This is a genomic window from Pedococcus sp. P2_D7 (assembly GCF_056404295.1).
Map to the genome: position 1 here is coordinate 69,935 of NZ_JBFUEH010000006.1, position 26,868 is coordinate 96,802.

General features: G+C 72.3%; 21 protein-coding genes and 1 pseudogene. 11 read left to right on the top strand and 11 right to left on the bottom strand.

All coding sequences use genetic code 11. From position 1 onward, the window contains the following. Positions 1-22: 22 nt before the first annotated feature. From AC1DWJ_RS15400 to AC1DWJ_RS15415, 4 genes are all read right to left on the bottom strand, one after another. Positions 23-826 carry a class I SAM-dependent methyltransferase gene (locus AC1DWJ_RS15400; protein ID WP_457252502.1) on the bottom strand — a complete coding sequence of 268 codons (804 nt, stop codon included), beginning with the start codon at positions 824-826 and terminating at the stop codon, positions 23-25. Continuing rightward, on the bottom strand, positions 823-1,851 hold the full coding sequence (locus AC1DWJ_RS15405; protein WP_457252503.1) for a lysylphosphatidylglycerol synthase domain-containing protein: 1,029 nt from the start codon (positions 1,849-1,851) through the stop codon (positions 823-825). Before AC1DWJ_RS15405 ends, AC1DWJ_RS15400 begins: the two co-directional genes overlap by 4 nt. Position 1,852: 1 nt before the next feature. Beyond that, entirely contained in the window at positions 1,853-3,769 is a 1,917-nt protein-coding gene (locus tag AC1DWJ_RS15410; RefSeq protein ID WP_477621247.1) for a glycosyltransferase, read from the bottom strand. 67 nt (positions 3,770-3,836) lie between these two features. Next, positions 3,837-4,988, bottom strand: coding sequence for a glycosyltransferase family 2 protein (locus AC1DWJ_RS15415; protein ID WP_477621248.1), 1,152 nt, complete (start codon positions 4,986-4,988; stop codon positions 3,837-3,839). A 177-nt stretch (positions 4,989-5,165) separates the two neighbouring features. Here AC1DWJ_RS15415 and AC1DWJ_RS15420 point away from each other — a divergent pair, with 177 nt between their 5' ends. Then, positions 5,166-5,957, top strand: coding sequence for an inositol monophosphatase family protein (locus AC1DWJ_RS15420; RefSeq protein ID WP_477621249.1), 792 nt, complete (start codon positions 5,166-5,168; stop codon positions 5,955-5,957). Between the two features lie 25 nt (positions 5,958-5,982). After that, on the top strand, positions 5,983-6,297 hold the full coding sequence (locus AC1DWJ_RS15425; RefSeq protein WP_477621250.1) for a hypothetical protein: 315 nt from the start codon (positions 5,983-5,985) through the stop codon (positions 6,295-6,297). A gap of 15 nt (positions 6,298-6,312) precedes the next feature. Here AC1DWJ_RS15425 and AC1DWJ_RS15430 read toward each other — a convergent pair whose 3' ends face one another. After that, a complete protein-coding gene (locus AC1DWJ_RS15430) occupies positions 6,313-8,427 on the bottom strand; it encodes a hypothetical protein (protein WP_477621252.1) in 2,115 nt (704 codons plus the stop codon). A 72-nt stretch (positions 8,428-8,499) separates the two neighbouring features. On the opposite strand from AC1DWJ_RS15430, the gene AC1DWJ_RS15435 reads away from it, so the two are divergent. After that, positions 8,500-8,934, top strand: a complete 435-nt coding sequence (locus tag AC1DWJ_RS15435; RefSeq protein ID WP_457252509.1) for an FAD synthase family protein — start codon at positions 8,500-8,502, stop codon at positions 8,932-8,934. Further along, positions 8,934-9,644 (top strand): TIGR03089 family protein, encoded by a 711-nt coding sequence (locus AC1DWJ_RS15440; RefSeq protein ID WP_457252510.1) that lies wholly within the window; start codon positions 8,934-8,936, stop codon positions 9,642-9,644. Before AC1DWJ_RS15435 ends, AC1DWJ_RS15440 begins: the two co-directional genes overlap by 1 nt. 41 nt (positions 9,645-9,685) lie before the next feature. On the opposite strand, the gene AC1DWJ_RS15445 is transcribed toward AC1DWJ_RS15440, so the two are convergent. Next, positions 9,686-11,341, bottom strand: a complete 1,656-nt coding sequence (locus tag AC1DWJ_RS15445) for a peptidoglycan-binding domain-containing protein (protein WP_477621253.1) — start codon at positions 11,339-11,341, stop codon at positions 9,686-9,688. Positions 11,342-11,623: 282 nt separating this feature from the next. Between AC1DWJ_RS15445 and AC1DWJ_RS15450 the strand changes: the two genes are divergently transcribed. Continuing rightward, positions 11,624-12,445 (top strand): CoA transferase subunit A, encoded by an 822-nt coding sequence (locus AC1DWJ_RS15450; protein WP_457252512.1) that lies wholly within the window; start codon positions 11,624-11,626, stop codon positions 12,443-12,445. Position 12,446: 1 nt separating this feature from the next. Continuing rightward, a complete protein-coding gene (locus AC1DWJ_RS15455; protein ID WP_457252513.1) occupies positions 12,447-13,088 on the top strand; it encodes a CoA transferase subunit B in 642 nt (213 codons plus the stop codon). 92 nt (positions 13,089-13,180) lie between these two features. Here AC1DWJ_RS15455 and AC1DWJ_RS15460 read toward each other — a convergent pair. Continuing rightward, a pseudogene (locus tag AC1DWJ_RS15460) lies at positions 13,181-15,100 on the bottom strand (FG-GAP-like repeat-containing protein); the annotation flags it as partial. Beyond that, entirely contained in the window at positions 15,087-17,813 is a 2,727-nt protein-coding gene (locus tag AC1DWJ_RS15465; protein ID WP_457252515.1) for an FG-GAP-like repeat-containing protein, read from the bottom strand. The gene AC1DWJ_RS15465 and the pseudogene AC1DWJ_RS15460, both read right to left, overlap by 14 nt. A 202-nt stretch (positions 17,814-18,015) precedes the next feature. Between AC1DWJ_RS15465 and pseI the strand changes: the two genes are divergently transcribed. After that, positions 18,016-19,074 carry a pseudaminic acid synthase gene (pseI, locus tag AC1DWJ_RS15470; protein WP_477621254.1) on the top strand — a complete coding sequence of 353 codons (1,059 nt, stop codon included), beginning with the start codon at positions 18,016-18,018 and terminating at the stop codon, positions 19,072-19,074. Here pseI and AC1DWJ_RS15475 read toward each other — a convergent pair. Next, positions 19,071-20,711: a GNAT family N-acetyltransferase gene (locus AC1DWJ_RS15475; RefSeq protein ID WP_457252517.1), complete on the bottom strand. Its 1,641-nt coding sequence runs from the start codon at positions 20,709-20,711 to the stop codon at positions 19,071-19,073. The two genes, pseI and AC1DWJ_RS15475, sit on opposite strands and share 4 nt — an antisense overlap. Beyond that, the gene (locus AC1DWJ_RS15480; RefSeq protein ID WP_457252518.1) at positions 20,711-21,439 is read right to left on the bottom strand and encodes a cytidylyltransferase domain-containing protein; all 729 of its coding nucleotides are present in this window, start codon (positions 21,437-21,439) and stop codon (positions 20,711-20,713) included. The genes AC1DWJ_RS15475 and AC1DWJ_RS15480 overlap by 1 nt, the downstream gene beginning before the upstream one ends. A gap of 43 nt (positions 21,440-21,482) precedes the next feature. Between AC1DWJ_RS15480 and pseB the strand changes: the two genes are divergently transcribed. Genes pseB through AC1DWJ_RS15495 form a run of 3 tightly spaced genes read left to right on the top strand, consistent with a single transcriptional unit; the run spans position 21,483 to position 25,064 of the window. Beyond that, positions 21,483-22,490, top strand: coding sequence for a UDP-N-acetylglucosamine 4,6-dehydratase (inverting) (pseB, locus tag AC1DWJ_RS15485; protein WP_457252519.1), 1,008 nt, complete (start codon positions 21,483-21,485; stop codon positions 22,488-22,490). Positions 22,491-22,492: 2 nt separating this feature from the next. Further along, positions 22,493-23,635, top strand: a complete 1,143-nt coding sequence (locus tag AC1DWJ_RS15490) for a DegT/DnrJ/EryC1/StrS family aminotransferase (RefSeq protein WP_457252520.1) — start codon at positions 22,493-22,495, stop codon at positions 23,633-23,635. Further along, positions 23,613-25,064, top strand: a complete 1,452-nt coding sequence (locus AC1DWJ_RS15495) for a lipopolysaccharide biosynthesis protein (RefSeq protein ID WP_477621255.1) — start codon at positions 23,613-23,615, stop codon at positions 25,062-25,064. The genes AC1DWJ_RS15490 and AC1DWJ_RS15495 overlap by 23 nt, the downstream gene beginning before the upstream one ends. Positions 25,065-25,070: 6 nt before the next feature. Here the strand turns inward: AC1DWJ_RS15495 and AC1DWJ_RS15500 are convergent, their stop codons facing one another. Next, positions 25,071-26,138 carry a hypothetical protein gene (locus tag AC1DWJ_RS15500; RefSeq protein ID WP_477621256.1) on the bottom strand — a complete coding sequence of 356 codons (1,068 nt, stop codon included), beginning with the start codon at positions 26,136-26,138 and terminating at the stop codon, positions 25,071-25,073. 61 nt (positions 26,139-26,199) lie between these two features. Here AC1DWJ_RS15500 and AC1DWJ_RS15505 point away from each other — a divergent pair, with 61 nt between their 5' ends. Further along, complete coding sequence (locus tag AC1DWJ_RS15505) at positions 26,200-26,868, top strand: glycosyltransferase family 2 protein (RefSeq protein WP_457252523.1); 669 nt, start codon at positions 26,200-26,202, stop codon at positions 26,866-26,868.

Here is a 26,868-nt window from a genome sequence, read left to right on the forward strand (position 1 = left end):
CAAGCCGGGCGGCATACCCGTGTCAGAGGTGGACGGGGCTGACGCGGAGCGCGGGGCCCGCGGGGGCGGCGTCCTTGAAGGCCGCCCAGATGTACGTCGGGGCCATCGGTGCGGCCGCCTCGAGGACGCGGCCGGGGACGCGGGACACCCAGGCCGGAATCTGGTCGGTGCCGGCGAAGGCCGCGCTGTCCGCGAGCACCGGCAGCGTGTAGTCCCAGACGTCGAAGGCGCCGAAGAGCCGGCGCAGCCCGGCCCGGGAGTAGTAGTGCTCGTAGTAGTGCTCGCCGCGGCCGGTCAGCCGCAGGTAGCGGTCCGCGGCACCCTGCGGCAGCCAGGAGAGGAACGGCAGCTTGTAATGCGGCTCGACGACCTGGTGGCGGTGGCCGATGCCGAGGTAGAGCACGCCGGTGGGGCTCAGCACGCGGTGGATGTCGGCGACGACCGACTCGGGGTCGACCACGTGCTCGTAGATGTGGTTGAAGACGACGACGTCCATCGACCCGTCCTCGAACGGCAGCGCCTCGCCCCGGGCCAGGCTGAACTCCACGCGTTCCCCGAACCGCTCCCGCGCCGCGACCAGCCCGGGCTCGTCGATGTCGACGCCGGTCGTGCGCGCACCGGCCAGGGCCAGCTCGTCGGCGATGAAGCCGGCCGAGCAGCCCACGTCGAGGGCGCGCAGGCCAGCCAGGTCGTCCCGCCCGAGCGCGTGCCGCACGACGGCCAGGATCTTCTGGGCCTTCTGCCGCCGCTTGCGCTCGTCGAGCATCGCGCCCATCAGCTCGGAGTAGGCGAGCTGCTCCTCGCGGGCGGACCCGTCGGACGTCACGAGCGGGACTCCTCGGCAGTCACGTCGGGGTCGACCTCGATGTGGTCGTGCTCGCGCTCCTCAGGAGAGGTGACCAGGTGGTGTGAGCGCGCGTAGAGCCAGCCGCCGAAGGCGAACACGACGTCGGCGGCCACGGTGAGGAAGCGCGAGATGACGACGACGGCGGTGGCGGCGGAGGTGGAGGTCACCGGGGCGAGGATCAGCACGAGGACGCCCTCGCGGACCCCGACGCCGGCTGGCAGGACCACGCTGAACATCGCGATCGACGACGCGAGCGCGAAGCCGGACAGGCTCGCGAGCACCAGCTGACCCGTGCCCGTGTCGGCGCCGATCGCCCGGGCCAGGACGAGGACGTGCAGGCCGGAGGAGATCCACGCGCCGATGAAGAAGAGGGTCGCGGTGAGGACGGCCCGCCCGGAGAGCCGGTGCTCGAGCTGCTCTCGGCGGAGCACCCGCAGGACGGTGGCGATCCCCCAGTTGAGCAGCGGCGGCCAGAGCACGACGGCCAGCAGCGGCACCGCGAGGAGCAGTGCCCAGCCGGTGCGCGCCGCCGAGTCGTCACGGGTGATGAGCAGGGGCAGGGCGGGCGCGCCCACGATCAGCCCGCAGATGGCCGCCATCGCCACCGAGACGAACGCGACCACCGCCGAGCGCTTGCGCGGGATGTGCAGCCGGGCGCCGATCTCGGCCTGCGCGACGATGCTCCAGACCGCTCCGGGCACGTACTTGCCCAGCTGGCCGACGAAGAAGATGCCGCCGGCCGGCGCGACGTGCAGGGGCGACCCGAGGTCGGCCATGAGGACCCGCCACCCCAGCACGGTGAAGACCGGGGGCAGGCAGACGAGCACCGCGGCCAGTGCGAACGTCCCGGCGTCGATGCGCCCGATGTCGGCGGACACCTCGCGCCAGTTCTTGGCCACCGCGACGGTCACCGCCGTGACGACCAACAGGGCCAACAGGATCCGCAGCCCGCTGAACAGGCGAGCGCGGTTCGTGGTGGGCGTGGTGGTGGGGCCCGGGGCCATGTCAGCGCCTCCGCAGGGTGAGCCGGAGCAGCCCGTATGCCGCGTCGGTGCGGGTGGACGTGTCGGAAGCCGACCGCATCCGCCCGGTGATGTCGCCGTCGAGGTCGCCGACGAGCACGAACCCGAAGTCGTGGGAACGGGCCAGCACGGCGCGCACGTCGGCCGGCCCGAGGGCGCCCTCGGCCCCGGGGTGGCCGATCGGGAGCGTGACGCAGAGCAGGCCGCCGGACTTCAGCGCCCAGGACGCCTGGCTCATCGCCTCGTCGATGTCGTCGGCGTCGCAGCCGCCGGGGTGCAGCCGCACGATGACGTCGAGCGAGGCGGTGTCGACGTCGAGCACCTCGACGCTCGACCGGTGGCCGGTGAGCTCGAGCTCGACCGGCGCGAACCCGATCGCCCGCGCCCACCGGGACAGCGGCGACCGGCTCCCCGACTCGTCGACGATCACGGCGCTGCGGCGGCCGTCGTCGCGGACCCTGACGATCGCGGCGAGGGCACCGAGGGCCGCCCAGGCGGCGATCCCGTCGCCGCACCGCGGCAGCCCGAGGCTCCGCGCGAGGGCCTTCGCGTCGTCTGCGTCGTGGCCGTCGGCGAGGACGTCGGAGGCGCGCACCCAGTCGGGCAGGTCCGCACGGGAGAGCTCGACCTCCGGCCGGGACGCGGCGACCACGGCGCGGACCGTGCTGGAGATCCGGTGCCGCAGGTGACCCGCGACGGCGGCTGCGCCGGTAGGGCCCTCGGCCACGTCGTCGTCGTCCGGCTCGGTGGCCGTCTCCACGGCCGCGAGCGCCTCGATCGTCCCGACGTAGCGCGCCCAGGGCCCTGACAGGTCGGGCGGGCGCACCTGGGCCCGGAGCTGGTCGGCGACGCCCGGTTGGGCCAGCCGCTGCAGGGCGGCCACCAGCGCCGCCTTGTCGCCCGGCGGCACGAGGAGGCCGTCGACGCCGTCGCGGACCTGTCCGCCGAAGGTGCCGACGTCGGAGGCGAGGACCGGCAGCCCGTGCTGCTGGCCGAGCAGGGCGTTCTGGGAGGCGGTCGCGCTGCGATAGGTCAGGGTGAGGACGTCGTGAGCGGCGAACAACGGCGCCAGCCGGTCGGCGGGTACGTAGCCGCCGTGCACCTGGACCCGGTCGCGCAGCCGAGGGTCCTGGGCCAGCTCCTTGACGCGCTCGCCGCTGGAGCCCCACATCTCGCCGGCCACGGTCAGTGTCGGGCCGGGCACGTCGGCGAGCGCCTCCATGAGGAGGTCGACGCCCTTGTAGTCGCGGACCATGCCGATGGCGAGCAGCCGCGGTGGTCCGGCGTGCTCGACGCGGTCCACCGGTGCGCCACCCGGCAGGTGTGGTGGCAGGTCGGTCACGGAGACGCGCGGCGCCCCCAGCTCGTAGGCGAGCCGGGCCTGCTCGTCGCTGTGCACGAGGACGGCGTCCACCCGTTCGAGGAACTGCCGCATGAGCTCACGGTCACCGGGGTGCGTCTCGTGGGGCAGGACGTTGTGGGCGATCACCACCGTGCGCGGGCCCGGGTGTCGGGTCGTGCGCTGGACCGACCGGCGGCCCACTCCGGCCGCGCGCAGCAGCGCGAGGTGGGCGGGCACGACGGCGGGGATGACGTGGACGACCACGACGACGTCGAAGCCGCGCAGCCGGCGCCCGGTGCGCACCCACGTGTCGGGTCGGGCCCAGCTCAGCGCCCGCACGGTGCGCGGGAACGGCTCCACGTCAGGGGTCCCACCGGGCACGGCCTGCTCACCCGGGTAGAGCTTCGAGGGGTAGAGGTGTGACCACGACACCAGCGTCACGTCGTGGCCGGCCTCGGCCAGCTCGTGCGCGAGGCTCGTGGTGTGCGCGGCCACGCCACCCTTGTAGGGGTGGGTGGGGCCGACGACCGCCACCTTGAGGGCCGCGCTGGGGCTCATCGGACGCCCCCGGACCGCCGACCGCGCGTCGCCACGCGAGCCGGCCACCCGGCATACCGGGTCGTGCTCACACGCCGGTCCGCGAACGCACGACGAGGTCGGACAGCAACGCCAGCGAGCCGATCATGATGCCGCTGACGATGAGGAGAACCGTGCTCGCCGGGAAGTAGAACGGGTGGCGCACCATGTCGACCACGGCCTTGAGCACGCCGATGACGATCAGCCACAGGGCCGGCGGCATGAGCACCTTGAGCGGGTCGAAGTACATCACCATGCGCAGCACCTGGAGGATGTAGCGGTAGGCGTCGCGGACGAAGTGGAACTTACTCACCCCGGCGCGCTTGGCGTAGCTCGTCGGGACGTACTTGACGTCGTGCTGGTTGGACAGGAACGCCAGCGTGATCGTCGTGACGCAGCTGAAGCCGGGGGGCAGGAGCCGCAGGTAGGGCAACGAGACCTCGCGCCGGAACGCCCGCAGGCCCGAGTTGAGGTCGGGGATGGTCTGGTTGGTGAGCTTCTCCGCGATCTTGCGGATCAGCCACTTCGCCGGGACGCGCGCCCACTTGTGGGTGCCCTCCTCGGTGGTGCGTGCGCCGACGACCTGGTCGTAGCTCGGGTCGTCGCGCAGGATCCGGACCAGCTCGGGGATCCGCTCGTTCTCGTAGGTCATGTCGGCGTCGGTCCAGACGACGATCTCGCCGTGCGCCTGCTGGGTGCCGATGCGGCGCGCGGTGCCACTGCCCCCGTTGCGGCGGAACGGCATCACCCGGATGTTGGCGTAGTCGCGGCTCGCCTGCTCGAGCACCTCGAGGGTGTTGTCGGTCGACGCGTCGTCGATGCAGAGCACCTCGTAGGTGAACTCGCTGGAGTTCATCGCCGCGGTGATCCGGTCGATCTCCTTGAGCACGTGCTCACCCTCGTTGAAGCAGGGCAGGACGATCGTGACGTACGGCTTGCCGTGGCCCGGTTCGCCCGGCAGCGGGGCCGCGGTGGGTGCGACCGCCGGGAGGTATGCCGCGTCGGCCGGGTGCATCGGCGCCTGCGCTGCGGGGGTGGCCGCTGTGGCCGGGGTGGCCGCTGTGGCCGGGGTGGCCGGTGCGCTGCTTGCTGGTCCGCCGGTGCCGATCACCTCGGTCGCGGGGTTCGACACCTGTGCGGGGTCGACGGGAATGCGCTCCGTGACGGGGGCGGCTGGGCCGGTGCTGGGGTGCTCGCTCATCTCGCGAGGAGCCTACCCGTCGCCCCACTCCCCCGTGCCCACCCTCGCCGAGCCCCGTAGTTCGGAAGATCCGCCGGACCAGGACCCGGCGGATCTTCCGAACTTCGCGGACGGAGGTCCAGGTCCCAGCAGCGGACCGGGTGACGACCGTCGGCTCGGGTGTGGAACGGTGGGGTCGTGGACACCCAACAGGTGCTTGAGCTGATGAAGTCCGTCGCCGCCGAGGTCATCACGCCGCGGTTCCGTTCGCTGGCCGATGGCGAGGTGATGGAGAAGAACCCGGGTGACCTCGTCACGATCGCCGACCAGGAGTCGGAGGCGATCCTCACGCGCGAGCTGTCGGCAGCCTTCCCCGGTGCGTTCGTCCTCGGCGAGGAGCTGACCTCATTCGACCCGACCACCCTCGACCGCTTCGTCGAGGCCGAGCACGCGTTCACGGTCGACCCGGTCGACGGCACCAAGAACTTCGTCCACGGCTCCCCCGACCACGCCGTCATGGTGAGCGAGGTCGTCCGCGGCGAGACCGTCCGGGCGTGGATCTGGCAGCCCGAGCACGAGGTCGCGTGGGTCGCCGAGAAGGGCGCCGGCGTCTACCGCAACAGCGAGCGCATCGTCCGGGAGCCGGTCGCCGACGGGGTCCCCCCACGGGGTGTCACGTCGATCTGGCCGTTGCGCGGGCACTCGCTGGGGTCGATGCCCGCCCTGGTCGGGTCCTGGGTCTGCTGCGGCGTCGACTACCCCCGGCTGATGGAGGGTGCCGCCGACTACATCCTCTATGCGCGCAACAGCCCCTGGGACCACTCCCCCGGCACGCTGATGGTCACCGAGGCCGGCGGCTTCACCGGCTTCGCCGACGGAACGCCATACTCACCAACGGTGCTCACGCCGGGCATCATCGTGGCCGCCGACCGCGGGACGTATGCCGCGGTGCGTCGGCACGCGGCCGACGCCTTCGCCAAGCGCAGCTGACGAGCACTCGCCGTACCCTCGCCCCATGACGTCGAGGACGTGGGCCCACACCGAGGTATGCCGCGCGGTCGCCCTTGCGGGCGACCCCGCCGCACTGGGTGGCGCGGTGACGGTGGCGCTCTGCGGCCACTGGGAGCACGAGGGTCCGTGCCGGTGGGAGCACGTCACCCGCCCGGAGGTGGACGGTGGCGCCGTGGTGGTCACGGTGTGCTTCGACGCCGACCCCGAGGACGAACAGGAGGTGCGAGAGCTCATCCGCTCCGCACTGGCCGCAGGGTCGCTGGTCGGCCCCGACGGCAGGACCACCACCTGGACCCCCACCTGGTCAGCGCAGACCTGAGGCGGAGACGAAGGGTCAGCCGAGCCGGCCGAGGTAGACCCGGATCGGCAGCTCCACCAAGGAGTCGGGGCGCTGCTCGAGCAGCCGGTCGTCCTCCTGGACCCGCGCATCCGCGCCCACGACGAAGCCCTTGAGCCCGAGCCGCTGCAGCCCCTCGGCCGAGTCGGCGGCGACCAGCACCACCCGCCCTCCCCGGGCCTCGACGGCCCGCTGGACCTGTTGGACGGCGGCCCCCAACCGAGCCGGGTCGTTGCGCAGGGCCGACGTCGTCGAGAGGGCGCTGACGCCGCAGTAGCCGCGCAGCACCTGGGGCCACTCGTTGGCGGCCCTCGAGTCCACCATCACGGCGACGTCGCCCGGGTGCAAGGCGGCGCAGACCGTGTCGACCGCGGCCCACTCCCCCCGCTCGACCCGCTCGTCGGCGTGCGGACGGGTGGCCAGCGCGGTGGGCACGATCAGGGCGGCCGCGATCCCCACGCTGACGGCGACGTTCACGGCATACGGGAGGCGCCTGGTGGACCACCGCGACACCACCGCCGCGCACGCCACGGTGAGGACCACCACGGTGGGCAGGGCGATGACGAGCCGGCGGTCGGCCCACGGGTGGTCTGGCGTGATGCCCGGACGGTAGAGGGTGAGCAGGGTGGAGCCGATCGCGACGATCGCCGGCGCGGTCCAGCCCGGCAGCGCGCGACCGTCGACCCAGGCCGAGCCGGCGCGATGGGCCAGCGCGGCGGTGGCGACCAGGGCGAGCGCGAGGGCCGCCGGCCCGACCCACCACGACATCCAGACCAGCGTGTGCTCGGCGTAGGTGCGGCCTCCGTCGACGGTCAGCCCCTGGCGCGCCTGCAGCCCGGCCACCACCCGTGCCCCGGGATCGGCGGCCGACTGGCGCACGACCTGCCACAGGGGACGGCTCGCGAGCACCAGGCCCCCGAGGACGAACCCCACGGCGAGGACCCGCGGCAGCCACGCCTGGACGATGGTCGGCAGCGCCCAGCCGCGCGCCGAACCCCACAGCAGGACGACGCCGAGCAGGCAGGCAGCGACGCCCATGGCGACGAGCGGGAGGAGCGAGCCGGCGATGCTGCCGAGGTACTCGCTCGAGGTCAGCCAGGTCGTGCCGAAGGCGATCGCGGTCGACAGGGCGGTCGAGACGGCGAGGGCCCTGGCGTGCGTCTGGCGTTGGAGCGCAGCCAGCACCACGACCGGGACGACCAGGACGACCTCGCGCAGCGCGTCGACGCGGATGGCGATCGCGCCGCCCATCAACACCCCCGCCACGACGGCGGCACGGCGGGCCGACACGACGTCCGGGAACGCCGCGCTGCGGGCCGCCAGGACGAGGGCCAGGAGCCCAGCGGCCAGCACCGGGAGGGACACGGGCTCGGAGTAGGTCGAGCGGGCGACGTGGAGCAGCGGGAAGAGCAGGCCCGTGCCCAGCGCGGCGAGCGGTCCCCACCGCGGGCCGACGACCGTGGCAGCGAGCAGCCCCACGCCCAGGACCGTGAGGCCGAACAGGATGGCGGGCGCCCAGGCCGTGCCTGCTGGACCGGCGACCCACCACGCCACGGAGTACCAGGCCGACGCCCCCACCGGGAACTGCGGCTGGATGCTCGGGTGCGATGGGGTGCCGGTCGCGTAGAAGGCCGGGCTGGCCAGCGTGATGCCGTCGATGGCCAGCACGTCAGGTCCGCCGACCGAGTCGGGGCCCACCGCGATCGGGCGGGAGTGGCCGGCTGCCAGCTGGATCGCGGACTGGAGGTAGGAGCCGGAGTCACGCCGCGGCAGCACCTGCTCGGAGTGGGTCGCGCCCGCCCAGACGACGGCTCCCACGGAGAGCAGCACCAGCAGGCCGGCCGACCAGACCGGGAGCGGCCGCACGGGCACGAGCGCCGCGCCGAACCCGGCCACCACCGCCAGCACCAGCAACACCGGCCCGGCGACCCAGGGGCTCCAGAGCCCGCCGAGCGACAGGAGCGCCGCGGCGACCGAGCCGAGGACGAGCCACAGGGCGGCCCACACCACCGTGCGGGTCACCAGCCAGCCGCCCCAGGCCTCGCCCTTCAGCAGCGGGAGGTCGCCGGGGTCGGGGGCATAGGGGTAGCGGCGGGACTCGCGGCTGCTCACAGACGGCAACGCTACTGCGCGGGAGGGCCTCGGCCGCGCACCGGTGCGCACCCTCGCGATAACCTCACGGCCATGCCTGACGACACCACGCAGTCCGCGGACCCGACCACTCCGCGCACCGTCATCACCTTCGGGACCTTCGACGTGCTGCACGTCGGGCACATCCGGATCCTCAAGCGCGCGGCCTCCCTGGGCGACCGCCTCGTCGTCGGCGTCTCGGCCGATGCGCTCAACGAGGCCAAGAAGGGCCGCGCCCCGGTCTTCTCCCAGGACGAGCGGCTCGAGATCATCGGCAGCCTGAAGTTCGTCGACGACGTCTTCGTCGAGGAGAGCCTCGAGCTCAAGCGGGACTACATCGTGGAGCACCGGGCCGACGTCCTGGCGATGGGCGACGACTGGAAGGGCCGCTTCGACTTCGTGTCCGACCTGTGCGAGGTCGTCTACTTCCCGCGCACCCCGTCCGTGTCGACGACCGAGCTCATCGAACACATCGCCAACACCGCCTGATGCCCGCCACCCCCGCCGAGGTCCTCGCGGCGATGCTGCGGTCCGACCCCGGCCGCCCCCGGGTGACCTTCTACGAGGACACCCCCGGCGCCACCCGCGGTGAGCGCATCGAGCTGAGCGCCAAGGTGCTCGCCAACTGGGTCAGCAAGGCCGCCAACGCCCTCCAGGAGGAGTGGGACCTCGCCCCCGGGTCGCGGGTGCGGCTCGCGCTGCCCCCGCACTGGCGTTCGCTCTACTGGGCGCTGGCCGTCTGGTCGGTCGGCGCGACGGTCGTCCTCGACGACGGTGACGCCGACCTCGTCGTCACCGATGACCCTGCGAGGGCCACCCCGGCCCCGACGCCGTCCGTGCTCGTGACGCTCGCCGCCCTGACCCGCGGCGCGGCGGCGCCCGTCCCCGCGGGGGTGATGGACGAGGCCAAGGAGCTGGCGACGTATGCCGACCAGTTCAGCCCGTGGGAGGAGCCGGCTCCCAGCGACCTTGCCGTGACCGGCGCCGGCGCCGACGCGGCATACGAATCCGTTGTCCCACCAGCGAATTGGGCCGAGGGCAGCCGCGTGCACACCGCGGACGACTCACTCGCGAGCGTGCTGTCGACGGCCCTCGGCGCGTGGTCGGTGGACGGCTCGCTCGTGCTGTCCCGCGGTCCGGAGCCCGACGGTGGCCGTTCCGCTCGGCTGTCCTCCGAAGGCGTGACCGTCGAGGCCTAGCGCCGCAACACCCAGCGCCACCGCACCTGGAGCCACCGCACCTAGCGGCGGCGCAGCTCCGCCTCGAGGGCCTGCCAGGTGAGGGTGGCGACCACCCCGGTCCGGGCGAGCTTGGCGCGGCCCTGGAGCGCCTTGACCGCGGTGGTGGTGGCCGGCCCGAAGGTGCCATCGGCCTTGGTGCCCAAAGCCTTCTGCAGCGCCGTGACGGCCGTCCCGTGCGAGCCCGGCTTGAGGACGGTGCCGTAGTAGGCGCGCAGCGGGTAGTCGCGGTTCTCGAGGGCCTGCCAGACCCGGCTGTCGACCACACCGGTCTGGGCCAGCTGGTGGGACTTCTGGAAGGCCTTGACCGCGGCGGTCGTGCGCGCACCGAAGGCACCGTCGACGGCCAGGCCGCCGAGGGCCCGCTGGAGGGTCTTGACGGCGGTGCCGCGCGAGCCGGCCTTGAGGACGGTGGACTTCAGCGCGGTGTACGGCGTGGCGACGCGCGTGGTGCTCCGGGAGGCCGAGTCGGTGCTGCCGGTGCCGCCCATCAGCGCGGCCCACGTGCTCGGGCCGACGATGCCGGTGGCAGGGAGGTTGCGGCGGGCCTGGAACGCCTTCACGGCAGCCTCGGTCTGGGGACCGAAGGCACCGTCGGCCGTGATCCCGAGGGCCTTCTGGAGGGCGACGACCGCGGCCCCCGAGGAGCCCTTCGTCAAGGTCAGCTTGGCGTAGGCCGCGAGCGGGCTGGCGGGAGTCGTCACCGGCGGCTTCGCGGGGGTCGTGACCGGCGGCTTGGCCGGGGTGACGGGGGGCTTGGCCGGGGTGACCGGGGGCTTGGCCGGGGTGGGGGGCGTCGTCGCCGTGCCGCGGGGCGGGATCAGCTTGAGCGCCACCATCTTCGCCCAGGTCGCGGGGTCGAGCTGGCCGGTCACCTTGACGCCGTGGGCGGCCTGCCAGGTCTTGAGGGCGGCGGCGGTCTTCGGACCGAAGACGCCGTCGGCCGTGACGCCGATGACCTTCTGCGCCAGCACCACGTCTGGACCGGTCGCGCCCTGGATGAGCAAGGAGTAGACGGCCGAGGGAGTCTGCGGTGGCGTCGTCGGCTTGGGTGCCGAGGCGGGCCCGGGGCTGACCGTCGTGAGGGCCTTGCCGGTCCACCAGGAGGTGCGGGCGTAGGCCCCGTCCCACGAGAAGGAGAAGTGGATGTGGTCCGTGTGCGGCACCGGGCCGGTGTAGGGAGCCCAGCCGCGCGCCGGGTCGTAGGCGCGCCACATCTTGTGGTTCCAGATGATGTACATGATCCCGAACCGGCGGGCCATGGCACCGGGACGACCCTGCGCGTCAGGCGCCGACAGCCACTGGGTCACCGAGTCGGCGATGGCCTTCTCGTCGGGCTTGTTGACGCTCAGCATCCAGTCCCAGGCACGACCTTCGGAGTGCTCGGTGAGGCCGCTGTTGCAGTTCCGCGTGATGCCCCACTCCGAGGTGCCGACCTTGTAGTGGCTCGACATCAGCTTGGCGAAGGCCACGACGCCCGGCTTGGCCTGCGGGTCGCAGAGCCGCTGCGCCTGGTAGGGCGGGGCCACGTCGAGGGCGGACGGCAGGCTCTTGGTCGGGGACTTGGGCAGGGTGGCCGCATCCGCGGTCGCCATCCCGACGGGGACGGTGAGCACAGGGATGGCCAGGACGCCGAAGGCACGCACGACACGCGACACGAGAACTCCACGGGGAAGGGCGACCCGGATCCCGAGCCGCACGGACGAATGAAACACCCGCCCCACGCGTCACGTGCGGAGCAGGCAGGACATTTGTCCCACCAGTACTCACCCGTCACAAGAGGTTCGAGCGAACTACAACCACGGAATTCGCTCCCGCCTCCCCCGAACGGCCCAGCCACCCACCCGACGGCCGCCATGTGCGGCGCGCACGCGGCATACCGCGGACTGTGGGGAGGGACCACGCAAAGAGGCCGGAGGGGTCCGGCTAGAGTCCACGCCATGGACAAAGTCGTCTCCACCGCGGCCGAAGCCATCGACGGGATCGTCGACGGCTCCTCCCTCTCGGTGGGCGGGTTCGGGCTCTGTGGCATCCCGAGCGTGCTCATCGCGGCGATCCACGATGCGGGGGTGAAGGACCTCGAGGCGATCAGCAACAACTGTGGCGTCGACGACTGGGGCCTGGGCATCCTGCTCAAGGACAAGCGGATCCGCCGGATGGTCTCGTCGTACGTCGGGGAGAACAAGGAGTTCGAGCGCCAGTACCTCTCGGGCGAGCTCGAGGTGGAGCTGACGCCGCAGGGCACGCTGGCCGAGCGGCTGCGCGCCGGCGGCAGCGGCATCCCCGCGTTCTACACCGTGACGGGCGCCGGCACCCAGGTGGCCGAGGGCGGGTTGCCCTGGCTGTATGCCGCGGACGGCACCGTCGCGAAGGCGTCACCGGCCAAGGAGACCAAGGTCTTCGAGGTGGACGGGCAGGACAAGGAGTTCGTCCTCGAGCGCGCGATCGTCGCCGACTTCGGGCTGGTCCGGGCCTGGAAGGGCGACCGGCACGGCAACCTCGTCTTCAACCAGAGCGCCCGCAACTTCAACCCGCTGGCCGCGATGGCCGGCCGGGTCACGGTCGCGGAGGTCGAGGAGCTGGTCGAGCCCGGCGAGCTCGACCCCGACCAGGTGCACCTGCCCGGCATCTACGTGCACCGGGTGCTGCCGCTGACCGCCGACCAGGCCAGGGAGAAGCGGATCGAGCGCCGCACCGTGCGCCCCCGCCCCCCTGTCACCACCACGGACGAGACCAACCAGACGACCGCGCAGGAGGCCTGAGATGGCACTGACCCGTGAGCAGATGGCCGCCCGCGCGGCCTCGGAGCTGTCCGACGGCTCCTACGTCAACCTCGGCATCGGCCTGCCGACGCTGGTCCCCAACTATGTCCCCGACGACGTCGAGATCGTCCTGCAGTCCGAGAACGGCATCCTCGGCGTCGGTGCGTATCCCGTTGACGGTGAAGAGGACCCGGACCTCATCAACGCCGGCAAGGAGACGGTCACGCTGCGTCGTGGCTCGTCGTTCTTCGACTCGGCCACGTCGTTCGGGATGATCCGCGGCGGCAAGGTCGACGCCGCGATCCTCGGCGCCATGCAGGTCTCGGCCAAGGGCGACATCGCCAACTGGATGATCCCCGGCAAGATGGTCAAGGGCATGGGCGGTGCGATGGACCTGGTCCACGGCGCCAAGAAGGTCATCGTCCTCATGGAGCACAACGCCAAGGACGGCTCCTACAAGATCGTCGACGAGTGCTCCCTGCCCTACACCGGACGCGGTGTGGTGCAGCGGATCATCACCGACCTGTGCGTCTTCGACGTCACCGACTCGGGCCTGGTGCTGCGCGAGCTCGCCGAGGGCGTCACCGAGGACGAGGTCCGGGACAAGACCGAGCCCGACTTCACCGTCGACCTCACCGCGTAGGGCGACCGCGTCAGGCAGCAGCCACGACAGAGCCGGCCGGACCCACGGGTCCGGCCGAGCAGACCTGACGAGGTGCGGGCGAGGACGTCGGCCTTGCCGTCGCCGTTGAAGTCCCCACCACTCGTGAGGGCGGTGAAGGTGTTCCAGCCGCTGCCGACCTTGACCGTCGGCTGCCACCCACCCGAGCCGTCGCCGGCGTAGAGGTACAAGGTGCCGTCGGCCGTCCGCGCCAGCACGTCGGGGTGGCCGTCACCGGTGAAGTCCCCGGGGCTGAGGATCGAGGTGAAGATGTTCCAGCCACCACCGATCGTGGTGTGGCTCTTGAAGCCGCCGGTTCCGTTGCCGGAGTAGAGCCAGAGCGCGCCGTCGCTCGCCCGGCGCGCGATCAGGTCGGTCAGGCCGTCGCCGTCGAAGTCACCGACGGGCAGGACCAGGTTGTGGATGGTCCAGCCGGCGCCGATCTTCTTGGGGGCCGCGAAGGTGCCGCTGCCGGTGCCGCTGCGCAGGAACAGGTTGCCGGCGGTGTCCTGCACGATGACGTCGCTGGTGGTGTCGGCGTCCCACGTGCCGGCCGTCAGGGCCTTGGCGTAGGCGTTCCAGCCGCTGGGCTCGGCCACCGTGCTGGAGCTCCACCCACCCGTGCCGTTGCCGGAGTAGACCCGCAACGCGCCACTGCTGGCATGGACCGCGAGGACGTCCATCTTCGCGTCGCCGGTGACGTCGCGCGGGAACGACGAGGCGGACTCGAGCCGAGGCGCGAACCAGTCGCTCCAGGTGTTGCCGAAGACGCTGCGCAGGGACGAGACGCTCGGGCTGACCGACCCCTTGGATCCGGCGATCGTGGCGGCGAGGACCCGGCCACCCTGGTCGCCGAGCCCGTTGCGCTGGGTGATCGTCATCGACTTGAACGACCCGATGGTGGGGTAGCTGCCCTCGATCGTCGAGGTCGAGATCGTGTGCGTCCACGTGTGGTACGGGTTCGAGGGCGTCGCGTCGTAGTCGTCGCGCTTGGCCACGAGGTAGGGCTTGCCACCGTCGGAGGACCAGCCCCCGTCCGACGCGCTGAACTGGGTGAAGGCGGCCTTGCCGGTGTAGAGCACCGCCATCTGGGCCGTGGCGGTGATGGCGTCGTTGGTCGACGTGAACTCGTTCGAGGTGCTGCCGGTCTTGGTCGGCTTGAAGACCTGGCTGCGGGTGTCGTCGTAGACGTCGTACCAGGGGGGCGAGACCGGCGCATTGGTGCGGTGCCACTCGGCGAACGACCGGGCCGCCGCGGTCTGGGCCCGCAGGGTGGCGGCCGGCCAGGAGGCGAAGACCTCGCTCGGCACCACGGTCCGCAGGTAGCTCTCCATCGGGAGCGCCACGACCGGCACGAGGGACTCGGCGCCGGGGCTGCCGCTGAGGATCCCCCTGACCTGCCCGCGGTACTGCACCTGGGTGGTCCCGCGGTAGGTCGTGACGATCCCGGACGTGCTGTTGAGGAAGGCGCCGGTCGACGGCACGCTGGCGTTGGCGTACAGCAGCCAGGTCGCCGAGCCGGTGGGGAGGTACTCGAGCCGGAACTTCGTCGGGGTGCCCGAGACCTTGGGCGCGGGGATGAGCCGCCACCGGGTGATGGTCTGGCCGCCCCGCTCGGTCGGCAGGGGCGAGGAGTCGGTGAGGTTCCAGGTCACGCGCAGCCCGGTGGCCGGCACGGCCTGCACGGTCGTGCCGAGGGAGGCCACCCGCACCCGGATCGTGGGGTTGCCCATCGAGCCGACGGTGGTGCCGGGGTAGTAGAAGCCCACGATCTGCTGCCAGGTGAGGCCCGCTTCCGCCGCCCCGAGGGCGCCGTACTGGGACATGCCGTGCCCGTGGCCGTTGCCGTGACCCGTGATGGTCAGGGTGCCGTCGGCGGGTCGGGGGTACACCTCGGCGGCACCCGCCGGGCCCGCGGACACGACGAGGCCGACGGCCACGGCCACCCCGGCGGCGGTCAGCGACCGCAGCGGGCCCGACCTAGCCCAGGACATTCGCAGCACCTGCAGGAGCGGTGACGGGCTGGCGAATGGAGCTGAACCCCTTCGTGCCGTCGCCAGCGTAGAGCCAGAGCTTTCCACCGTTGTCCTCTGCCAGTAGGTCGTTCTTGCGGTCTCCGTTCAAGTCTCCCACCCCCATCACGCGACGTAGGTCGGTTTGCCCGGAAATGGCCACCACGTAGTCGTTCAGCGTGCCGGGACCACTACCGCGGTAGAGCAGGACTGCCCCGTCGCTCTTGCGCAGGGCCACGACGTCACCGTTGAAGTCGCCGTTGACGGCTCCGGCAGCGGTGACGCTGCTCATCACCTGCCACCCGAGCCCCAGCTGCATCGACCACGCGAAGGTCCCGCTGCGGGTCATCGTGTACATCCGCAGCTCGCCTCCCGCGGTCCGGGCGAGGAGGTCGGGCACCCCGTCGTTGCTCAGGTCACCGGCGGCCTCCACGAGGTCGAAGACCTGCCAGCCCTTGCCGATCGGGGTGCTGGAGGTCGCGAAGCCTCCGCCACTCTGGCCGCGCAGGAGGAAGAGGTCGCCGTTGGCGGCGTCCCTCGCGACGGCGTCCGTGCGACCGTCGCCGTCGAGGTCCCCGACGACGCGCACGAGGTCCATCCCGGCCACCTGCACACCGGCCGACGCGGGCGCGGAGCCGAAGTCCCGTTGACCCGTGCCGCTGTAGAGGCGAAGGGTCGAGTCACCCGGCACGCGAGCGATCACGTCGGCGTGGCCGTCACCGTCCCAGTCGGCCCCACTCGTGACGTGGTCGAGCGAGGACCAGCCCCCGCCCCAGAAGTTGTAGCGGGCCAGCCTGCCCGCGGCATCCGCGTAGTAGGTGCGCATCACGCCGTCGCGCTGGCGGACGACGAGGTCACCGGCGTGGCCGTCACCGTCGAGGTCCGGGCCCGCCGTGATGCTGTCGAGCGAGCTCCAGCCGCTCCCCCAGGTGCGGGCCGCACCGAGGCCTCCCGACGCCGTGCCGGGATAGAGCACGAGCTGGTTGTCGGAGGTGCGGATGCCCAGCAGGTCGGGGTGACCGTCGCCGGTCAGGTCACCGGCACTCGTGAGCGTCCGGACGCCGCCGAACCCGGACCCGATGACCACACCGGAGGTCACCCACCCGCGGCCGTCACCGGCATACAGGAGCAGGGCACCGTCGTTGCGCACGGCCAGGAGGTCGGCGCGACCGTCGCCGGTGCGGTCGCCTGCGGCGACCAGTCGACTCATGACGTTCCAGCCACCACCCTTCACGGCCATCGTGCCGAAGCCGCCGCGGCCGTTCCCCGGGTAGACGAGCACGGCGTTGCGACCGGGGTCGCGGGCGATGATGTCGGCCCGACCGTCACCAGTGAAGTCCGGGGTGAGGATGATGTCGTCGAGGGCGTTCCACCCCCTGCCGATGATCCGCGACGAGGTCACCGGCTGCGGGGAGGCGCTGGTGAGCCGCTGGACGGTCCCACTCATCGCCGGCGGGTTGAGCGTGCCCGGGTAGGTGAGCAGGTCGGGGGTCGGGCCACTGTCGAGCGACCGCGAGATGCCCGACCGCTGCAGCGAGCCGATCATCGACGCCACGGCACTGCGGATCGTGGGCAGGCGGTTGTACATCGCCTGCCCGGGACAGCTGGTCGAGACGCCGTCGCGGTGCCCCGAGATGCGGTTGAAGGTCTTGTCGCGGGCGAACACGGTGCCCGTGGCGGGGTTGCCGTGCAGGGTGAACTTCCAGGCGATGGTGCGCTCGATCGCCGTCAGCATCGCGGCTGGCGGGGTGGCCGAGGTGAAGTCCCCCATCGCGGCGACGCCGAAGGACCACGAGTTGTAATTGGCCGTGTGCGCGCCGATGACGGCCTTGTCGACTCCGCCGTAGCGCCCTTCCCAGGTCCGGCCGAACCGGTCGACGAGGAAGTTGTAGCCGATGTCGTTCCAGCCCTGGCCGTTCACGTGGTAGTCGTAGATGCCGCGGATGATCGCCGGCACCTGGGCGCTCGAGTAGGTGTTGGTGCCGGCGGTGTGGTGGACGAAGGCGATGTGCGCCTGCCCGTAGCCGACGCTCCCCTTCCGCATCGACTCGTCGGCACCCCATTCCTTGCGCGTGTGGATGGTCGGCCGCGCCGCAGCAGCCGTGGCTGCCCCCGGGGTGGCGGCGCCCGCGGCGCCGTCCGCGTCCGAGCTGCCGGGGTCGACGACCGACACCTGCACGGTCGGCGCCACAGCCTTGGGGCTGAGCACCCGCACCTGGGTCTGGTCGCCGTCCACGACGTAGGGGCTGGTGCCCTCGCGCGTGACGCGGCGTCCCTCGGCGCCCCCCGGCCCGTCGACGTCCGGGGCGTGGTCGTCGTCGCGGTCCATGGTCTGCCACGCGTCCCAGACGCCGTCCTTGTGGATGCGCACCTGGATGACGTCGCCGGCCCCGAGCTGTCCCTTGACCCAGGTCGCGCCGACGACCGCGAGGTCGCGGTGCACCGCCTGGGCCGCGGTGACCGCCCCCGACCGGGTCGACGACGGCCGGGCCCCGCCGAGCTGGTCGACGGCCTTCGCAGTGGCGGTCACCTGCACCCGGCTCGACCGCACCGGGTGGGTCTGCGCCGCGGCGGCGCTGCCGGGGAGCGGCCCGACGGTGACGACCGAGGCGGCGACCAGGGCCAGGCTCAGACCGAGCGAGGGGGCAGCGGTCCGGTGCAGCAGGGCGGACCAGATCAGTGGGGACGCAGACATGAGAGATCTCGCAGGAGTCGGGTGCGGTGGGCATGGAGCAGCAAGCGCGAGTTACCCGACACGATGCCCCACAACCGGTGCATAAGCAGCACAAGTTCCCAATTTTCACAGCAGACACAGGGATTTGTTACCGATCCGCGACCGGACCGGCCGCCCGGACCACGAGTCGGGGCTTCGCGGGACCGTCGCCTAGGCTGGTCCCATGACCAGCCCTGCACCCATTGAGATCGACGGCCACCAGGTGGGGCCGGGACAGACCCCGTTCGTCATCGCGGAGGTCTCCGGCAACCACAACGGCTCGCTCGAGCGGGCCCTGGAGATCATCGACGCGATCGCCGAGTCGGGCGCGCAGGCGGTCAAGTTCCAGACCTACACGGCCGACACGATCACGATCGACGCCAAGGGCCCGCAGTTCCAGATCCGGGCCGACCACGGCCTGTGGGGTGGCCGCACCCTCCACGACCTCTACCAGGAGGCGCACACCCCCTGGGAGTGGCACGCCCCGATGTTCGAGCGCGCCCGTGAGCGCGGCCTGACGCCGTTCTCCAGCCCGTTCGACCCCACGGCGATCGAGCTGTTGGAGTCGCTCGACGCCCCGGCGTACAAGATCGCCTCCGCCGAGGTGGTCGACCTGCCGCTCATCCGCGAGGTCGCCTCCACCGGCAAGCCGATGATCATCTCGAGCGGCATGGCCACGCTCGGCGAGATCGACCGTGCCCTCTCTGCAGCGCGCGACGGCGGCTGCACCCAGATGGTCCTGCTCGCCTGCACGGCGTCCTACCCCGCTGCACCCGAGGACGCCCGACTCCTGTCGATCCCGACGCTCCAGGAGGCCTTCGGCATCCCGATCGGGCTGTCCGACCACACCGAGGGCATCGGTGTCTCGGTGGCAGCCGTGGCGCTCGGCGCCGTCGCCCTCGAGAAGCACGTCACCCTCGCGCGGGCCGACGGCGGTGTCGACTCCGACTTCTCCCTCGAGCCGCACGAGCTGACCGCGCTGGTCCGCGAGTCCGCCGCGGCACGCAAGGCCGTGCAGCCCCCGCGGTTCGGGCCGACCGAGTCGGAGATGGACACCCTGGCGCTGCGTCGCTCCCTCTACGTCGTGACCGACGTGGCCGCCGGCGACCCCGTCACCCGCGACAACATCCGGTCGATCCGTCCCGCGGGTGGCCTCGCGACCGACGAGATCGAGAAGGTGCTCGGTCGCACCTTCACCACCGGCGTGGAGCGCGGCACGCCCCTCACCTGGGACCTGATCTAGGCCGTCTTCACGAACCGCTCGAAGCCGTCGGCGTCGGCCGGCAGGTCGGGCAGGTAGCCGCTCCCGAGGAACAGCCGCCTCGACGCGGCGTTCGCGGTGTGCACCGCCGCGAGGTATGCCGCGACGCCGGCTCGGTCGCCCGGCCCACCTGGGCTGGCTGGCGGGTCCATCGGCGTGGCTTCGCGGGCCAGCCAGGCCTCGCCGGCGGCGAGCAGGCCTGCCGCGACGCCGCGACCACGGCTGTCGGGCGCGACCGTGATCGACACCTCCCACTCCCCCGCGGCCTCGTGGTCCCAGCGGACGGTGCCGACCGGACGACCGGCGACCTCGCCCACGAGCAGGCGCCGGTCGGCGCGGGCCAGGCTGGTTTCCAGCCAGGCGAGGTGGGACTCGAGCGGGACCGGCTCGTGCGAGCGCGAGTTCTCGCGGGTGGCGGGGTCGTTGCGCCAGTGCCAGAGCAGCTCGGCGTCGGCCAGGGTGGCCGCGCGCACCTCGACCTCGCCGGGTCCGCGTGACGACCTGGCACCACCGACCACGTCCTCGAGCGACGAGACCAGGCGCCAGGCGCCGAGCCCGTCGACCATGCGGCCGGCCGCCGACGCGAGGTCGTGCCGTGCGGTGTCGTCGGCGAGCACCGCTGTCAGCGCCGCGGCCATCGACGGGACGTCCGCGACCGCGGACGGGGTGCCCAGGCCGACTGCCGCCCCGGCCCGCAGCAGCGCGAGGTAGCCGGGGACCTGGTTGTCGACCACGGCCAGGACGGCCATCGGGCGGGCCATCGCACAGAGCTCCCACACCGAGGTGCCGGCCGCGGTGACGACCAGGTCGGCGGACGCCATCTCGGTCGGCAGGTCAGGGACCGGGTCGGTGACCGTGAGGGTGCCGTGCCGCCAGTCGTCGGCGCGGGCGGACAGCTGCGGCCCGGTCTGCGCATTGGCCACCACGACGACGTCGAGCTCGAGGCCCGTGGCCGCGAGGGCATCGACCACCCGCGGCGCAGCGCCGGTGGGGTCGACTCCTCCCATCACCACGAGGACCCGCAGGGCAGGGGCGGCCGCCCGCGAGGCCTGCGGGCCGGGCGCGTGCGCGGCGCCAGGACCGCCAAGACCGCCAGGACCGTCAGGACCGTCAGGGCCCAGCGAGTCATCGTCCCCGGCGCGCAGGGAGGTGACCGACCGCCGCAGCGCCACGAACCGTGCACCGCCCAGGTACCACCGGGCCGGCGCCGGCGGGTCGGACCACTGCGCGTCGACGGTGGGGTCGATGACGAGGTCGGCCGCGCGGGCCCCGAAGGGGCCGTCGGCCGTCGTCGACAGCACCGGGGTGGGCGACCCGGCACCGTCGGATCGAAGCGCTTCGAGCAGACCCTCGGGGAGCTCGTAGTGGTCCACGTGGAGGACGTCGAACCCGGCCGCCGCCCGCGCCAGGTCCTCCGGCAGGTCAGAGGGCGACGGTCCGAGCAGGGTCAGGCCGGGACCGACCGCGGCGGCCAGCGCGGTCAGGAACGGTCCCTCGACCCGGCCCAGCAGCGCCACCTCGTGGCCGCGCGCCGTGGCCTCCTCGGCCAGCGCGAGGCTGCGCACGACGTGGCCCACCCCGATGTCCGGCCCTCCGTCGCACCGCAGGAGCAGCCGCATCAGCCGGCTTCCAGCGACTTCTGGGCGATGTCGGCGTTGATCGCGGCCAGGTCGGGCCGGGCCCTCAGCAGCGCGACGATCTCGCGCCGCTCGGCGATGTCGGTGCCCCGCTCGGCCACGATCGCCCGCAGGGCCTCGAGGTCCTGTGGCGTGTCGAGGGTGATCCGCAGGTCGGTGGTGTCAGGGGCGAAGCACAGGCCCATCACCGCGAAGTCGTCTGGCGCGGTGTAGATCCCCGACGTCACGTGGATGCGGTGGTGGTCGGTGGCCGTCGCGTCGACCCGTCGCAGCGCCTCGGCCGTCACCAGCTCGACGTCGAGACCGTGCGGCAGCGTGCGCACCACCACCGTCGAGACGTAGTCGAGGGTGGTGTCTGCCAGCCAGGCGCCGACCACCGTGTCGATGATCGCAGGGTCGGTGAACGGGCAGTCGGCCGTGATCCGCACCAAGGCGTCGGCCGGCTGCTCGTCGAGCGCCTGCAGGTAGCGGGACAGCACGTCGTCCTCGCTCCCCCGCACCACGGGTGCGCCGAGCTCGCGCGCGAGGTCGGCCACGGGGTCGTCGCCGGGAAGGGCGCTGGTGGCCACGACGACGTCATCGACGAGCCGCGCGGCCCGACAGGCGCGGACCACCCACGTGAGCACGGGAAGGCCCCCGAGGTCCTCGAGGACCTTGCCCGGCAGCCGGGTGGATCCCATCCGGGCCTGGACGACGACGATGACGCGCATGCGGCTCCTACGGGGGGTGGGGTGACGTGCCATTATTGCGCCCATGCCTGACGACACCCCTGCACCCTCGTCCGTTCTCTCCGGCTCCTCGATCCTCGTCACCGGAGGCACCGGCTCGTTCGGCAAGGCGTTCATCACCGAGGCCCTGAAGAACCACGACCCCAAGCGGATCGTGATCTTCAGCCGCGACGAGCTGAAGCAGTACGAGTGCCGCCAGCTGTTCGGCGACGACCCGCGACTGCGCTGGTTCATCGGCGACATCCGCGACCGCCACCGCCTCAACCGCGCCATGCACGGAGTCGACTACGTCGTCCACGCTGCCGCGCTCAAGCAGGTCGACACCGCGGAGTACAACCCGTGGGAGTTCGTGCAGACGAACATCGTCGGCTCGCAGAACGTCATCGAGGCCTGCATCGACGCGGGCGTCAAGCGTGTCGTGGCCCTGTCCACCGACAAGGCCTCCTCCCCGATCAACCTCTACGGCGCGACCAAGCTCACCGCCGACAAGCTCTTCATCACCGGCAACCACTACGCCGCCGCCTACCCCACCCGCTTCTCCGTGGTCCGCTACGGCAACGTCATGGGCAGCCGCGGCTCGGTGATCCCGTTCTTCCGCAAGCTCGCGGCCGACGGGAAGTCGCTGCCCATCACGGACCTGCGGATGACCCGCTTCTTCATCACCCTGCCCCAGGCGGTCAAGTTCGTGACCGACTCGTTCGAGATCATGCAGGGCGGCGAGCTCTACGTGCCCAAGATCCCGTCGATGAAGATCACCGACCTCGCCCAGGCGGTCGCCCCCGGTGCGGAGATGCACGAGATCGGCCTGCGCCCCGGTGAGAAGCTCCACGAGGAGATGATCAGCCCCGAGGAAGGCCGCCGGGCGCTGCGCCTCGGTGACCGCTTCGTCCTCCAGCCCGACCTCGCGTCCTGGGGCTACACCGCTCCGGAGCACGGCGAGTCCGTCCCGGACGGCTTCCACTACACCTCGGACAACAACACCGAGTGGTTCACCAGGGAGGACTTCACCGCACTGCTCGAGACGGACGTCTGAGCGTGCTCCCCTACGGTCGCCAGTCGGTCGACGACAGCGACGTCGCCGCGGTCTCGAAGGTCCTCACCAGTGACTGGCTGACCACCGGGCCGTGGGTGCGTTCCTTCGAGTCCGAGCTCGCTGCCCTCGCCGGCACCCAGGGCGCGGTCACGGTGACCTCGGGCACGGCAGCCCTGCACACGGCATACGCGGCCATCGGGGTGGGCCCCGGCGACGAGGTGGTCACCACCCCACTGACCTTCGTGGCCACGGCGAGCACCGCCACCATGCTCGGCGCCACGGTCGTCTTCGCCGACGTCACGCCCGACACCGGCAACCTCGACGCCGCGTCGGTCTCGGCCGCGCTCACCGACCGCACCCGCGTCGTGGCGGGGGTCGACTACGGCGGCCACCCGATCGACGCGCCCGGCCTGCGCGCGGCGATCGACGGGCGCGACGTGCTCCTCCTCGAGGATGCCGCCCACTCGATCGGCGGCAGCCTCGACGGCACCCCGGTCGGGTCGCTGGCCGACGTCACGACCTTCTCGTTCTTCCCCACCAAGAACCTCACGACTGCTGAGGGCGGTGCGGTCGTCGCCACCGACGCCGAGGTGCTGCTCCGCGCCGCGACATTCCGCAACATCGGCATGGTCAAGGACCCCGAGCGCCTGCAGCGCACCGACGAGGGCGCCTGGTGGTACGAGGTCCACGACGTCGGGGTCAACTACCGCCTCCCCGACGTCCTGGCCGCCCTCGGGTCCAACCAGCTCACCCGGCTGGGCCACTTCAAGGACCGTCGCACCGAGCTGCACGCGCGCTACACCGAGGGCCTGGCCGGGCTCGAGGAGCTGGTGCTGCCCCCGACCCGCGCCGGCGCCGACCCCACGTGGCACCTCTACTCGCTGCGGATCCGGGACGGACGTCGCCGCGCGCTGTTCGACCACCTGCGCGACAACGGGATCGGGGTGCAGGTCAACTACATCCCGGTCTACTGGCACCCCCTGTATGCCGCGCAGGGCTACCAGCGCGGCATGTGCCCCGCGGCCGAGGAGTACTACGAGCAGGAGATCTCCCTGCCGCTGTTCCCCGACCTGCTGGACTCCGACGTCGACCGGGTCATCGAGCTGGTCCGCAGGTTCTTGAGTGGCCGAGTCCTGGGTGGCTGAGCCGCTCCCGTCCGACCCCGGGCTCGCGGCCGGCTCCACCGGCAGCACCGCGAGCAAGGCCGTCCTCGGCCGTGGGCTCCTCTACACGATGGGCACGGCCGCCCCGGTGCTCAGCAACGCGGTCGTCACCCCGTTCGTCACCCGCCAGCTGGGCAGCACCGAGTACGGCTCCGTGGCGACCGGGCTGGTGGTCGTCCAGGTCGGCATGATCGTGGCCGGTCTCGGCCTGGCCGCCGCCATCACGCGCCACGGCATCCTCGAGAGCTCCGGCGTCTCGGGCGCCCGGAGCCTGGTGCTGAGGGGCGCGGCCGCTGCCGTGGTCCTCACTGCGCTCGGCGCGCTGACCGCAGGCTGGAGCGCCGGATGGCTGGGGATCCGCGAGCCCCTCGCGCTGGTCCTCGCCCTCGCCTCGGCAGCCGGCTTCTCGATGGTCGTCAACGTCCAGTCCTACCTCCGGGTGCTCGACCGTCCCCTGCCGTTCGTCCTGCTGTCCCTCGGCAGTGCCCTGGGCGGACCGGTGCTCGGCATGCTCCTCCTCCTCACCGGTGAGCCGACCGCGGCCCTCTACCTCGGCGGTCTGGCCATCGGCTACCTCGCCGCCGCCCTGTGCGGCCTCGCGATGGTCGTGCGCGGGGTCGAGCACCACCGCGGCGACACCCGTCGGGCCCTGCGCGTCGGGGTGCCGACGGTGCCCCACCAGGTGGCCATCTTCCTGGCCAGTGGAATCCTCGTGCTGGTCGCCGGCTGGCTGTTCGGGTCCGCGGAAGCCGGTCGCCTGCAGCTCGCCGTGCTCATTGGGTCGGCCCCGGGGGTGCTCACCTCCAGCCTTAACAACGCCTGGGCGCCGATCGTCTACCGCACCCCCGAGCACGACCGCGCCGAGGTGCTCGAGCACACCGGTCGCGACATCGCCGTGCTCACCGCACTGGCGGCCGGCTTCGTCGCAGCGGCCGCACCGGTGCTGCTGCGGATCGTGGCACCGGCCTCCTACAGCCCCGGCGAGATGACCCCGGCGGTCGGCCTGGTCGCGGCCGGCACGGTGCTGTCCGTGCTCTACCTCTGCAACGTCCACCTCGTCTTCGCCTCCGGGCGCAGTGAGGGCCTCGCCCTGGTCACGCCGCTGTCCCTGGTGCTGGGAACGGCCGGGGCGTGGCTGGCGGGCCACTTCTTCGGCGTCGCCGCCGTGGGCGTCGGCATGACCATCACGTATGCCGCGATGGCGCTGGGCGTCGCGCGTCTCGCCCGCCGGGTCAGCCCGACCCGCTGGCACGAGCGTGCTCTCCTCCCGGCCCTCGGGCTGGGGTTCGTGCTCTGCGCGCTGGGTGCCGCCCTGCCGGTGGACGGGTCGTGGACCGTGGTGCGGCTCGCGGTGGCGGCGGTCGTCTTCCTGGCCAGCCTCGCCATGCTGCGCCGCGTCCTCACCCGCTGACGGGGGTCAGCCGACCGACGCCGTGGGGGGCACCTCGATCGGCTCGACGAGCTGCCCAGCCGCGGGCAGGCTCCGCGGCAGCGGCCGCGGCAGGTAGGACATCGCCGCCCGCAGCCACGGCCCGAAGGCGAGGCCGGTGGGCGCCTCCCCCTCCGTGGCGGTAGGGGGTGCGGCCGGCGCGTCCGCGCGACGACGCAGGTTGATGACCGCCCTCGACACGACCGAGGTGGTCCAGAACTCGGTGGCCGGGATGGCCGGGCCCAGCCCTCGCCAGCCCAGCAGGCGCTCGAGCTCGCCCGGCTCCAGGAGGTGCTGCACGCCCAGCTCGCGGTCCACCACCGGGCGGGCAGTGGCGGGGTCGAGGTGCTGGCCGTGCAGCTCGGGCCAGGTCTGGCGGACACGTTCGTTCATCGCGTCGCTCTCGCCGTCGATGCGCAGGGCGTCGCCATAGACGCCGAGGTCGGCGCCGAGGTGACCGCCGTAGAGGACCGGGGTCGAGAGCCGGTTGGAGACCACCCGCCGGGCGCGGCCCAGCATCGTCCACAGCCGCCAGAGGAACTCCGCGTCCATCCGCTCCCCCAGCACCACGACGCGGTGACCGGCCCCGGTGTAGGCCCCGAGGATCGCCGGGTCGGCGGCGTCCGCGGCATACAGGCAGGCAGTGGCCGGCCCCTCCTGCTCACGCCACAGCTGGGCCAGCCCGGCGTGGTCGCCGCGCACCCGCTGGGTCTGGATGCCGTGCACCGGCATGAGGACGACCTCGTCGCGCTCGTCCCGCGGCTGCGGCGTCGGGCCCGCCGCGCGGGCGAGGTAGGCGAACTGCGCACCGACCGGCGTCGTCGTGTGCCGCTCCGCCTGCGAGTCCCAGGCCCGCGACTCGTGCGACCAGACCAGCAGGCGCCGCTGGCTCTTGGCGTCGAGCCCGACCTTGGGGAAGTCGCGGAAGTGGGTCTGCACCGGGGAGACGGCGGTCCAGCCGTGTTGCACCAGGCCGTGGATGTGACGAGGTCTCGGCCGACCGGCATACACCGCGAAGGCGGCGCTGTGCCCGTAGAAATGGTTCTGCGACTCCATGCCGGAAGGCTATCGGGGTGGTTGCGGCTCCCCACCGGCGGCGACCACTAGGCTGGGCGCGATGAACGACGACGTCTGGCTCGTGGTGCCTCTCTACAACGAGGCCGCAGTGATCGGCGATGTGGTCGCCCAGGCCCGCGAGACGTTCCCCCACGTGGTGTGCGTCGACGACGGTTCCAGCGATGGCGGCGCGGCCGCTGCGGCCGCGGCCGGTGCGGTGGTGGTCCAGCACCCCGTCAACCTGGGGCAGGGAGCCGCGCTGCAGACCGGGTTCGAGTACGCACTCACCCGGCCCGACATGAAGTGGGTCGTGACCTTCGACGCCGACGGTCAGCACCAGACCTCGGACGTCCTGGCGATGCTCGAGAAGGCCCGCGCCGAGGACCTCGCGGTCGTGTTCGGGTCGCGCTTCCTCGACGACCGCACCGATGCCGGCCTGCTCAAGAAGCTCGTCCTGCGGATGGCCGTCGGCTACACCAACCTGACCACGCACACCAAGCTGACCGACGCCCACAACGGGTTGCGGCTCATCTCGCGGGAGGTCGTCGAGCGGCTCGAGATCACCCAGAACCGGATGGCCCACGCATCGGAGCTGGTGCAGCAGATCGGCGCGCTCGACATCCGCTACGCCGAGAGCCCGGTCCACATCCTCTACACCGACTACTCCAAGGCCAAGGGCCAGTCCCTCTGGAACGCCGTCAACATCCTGGCCGAGCTGATCCTGCGATGA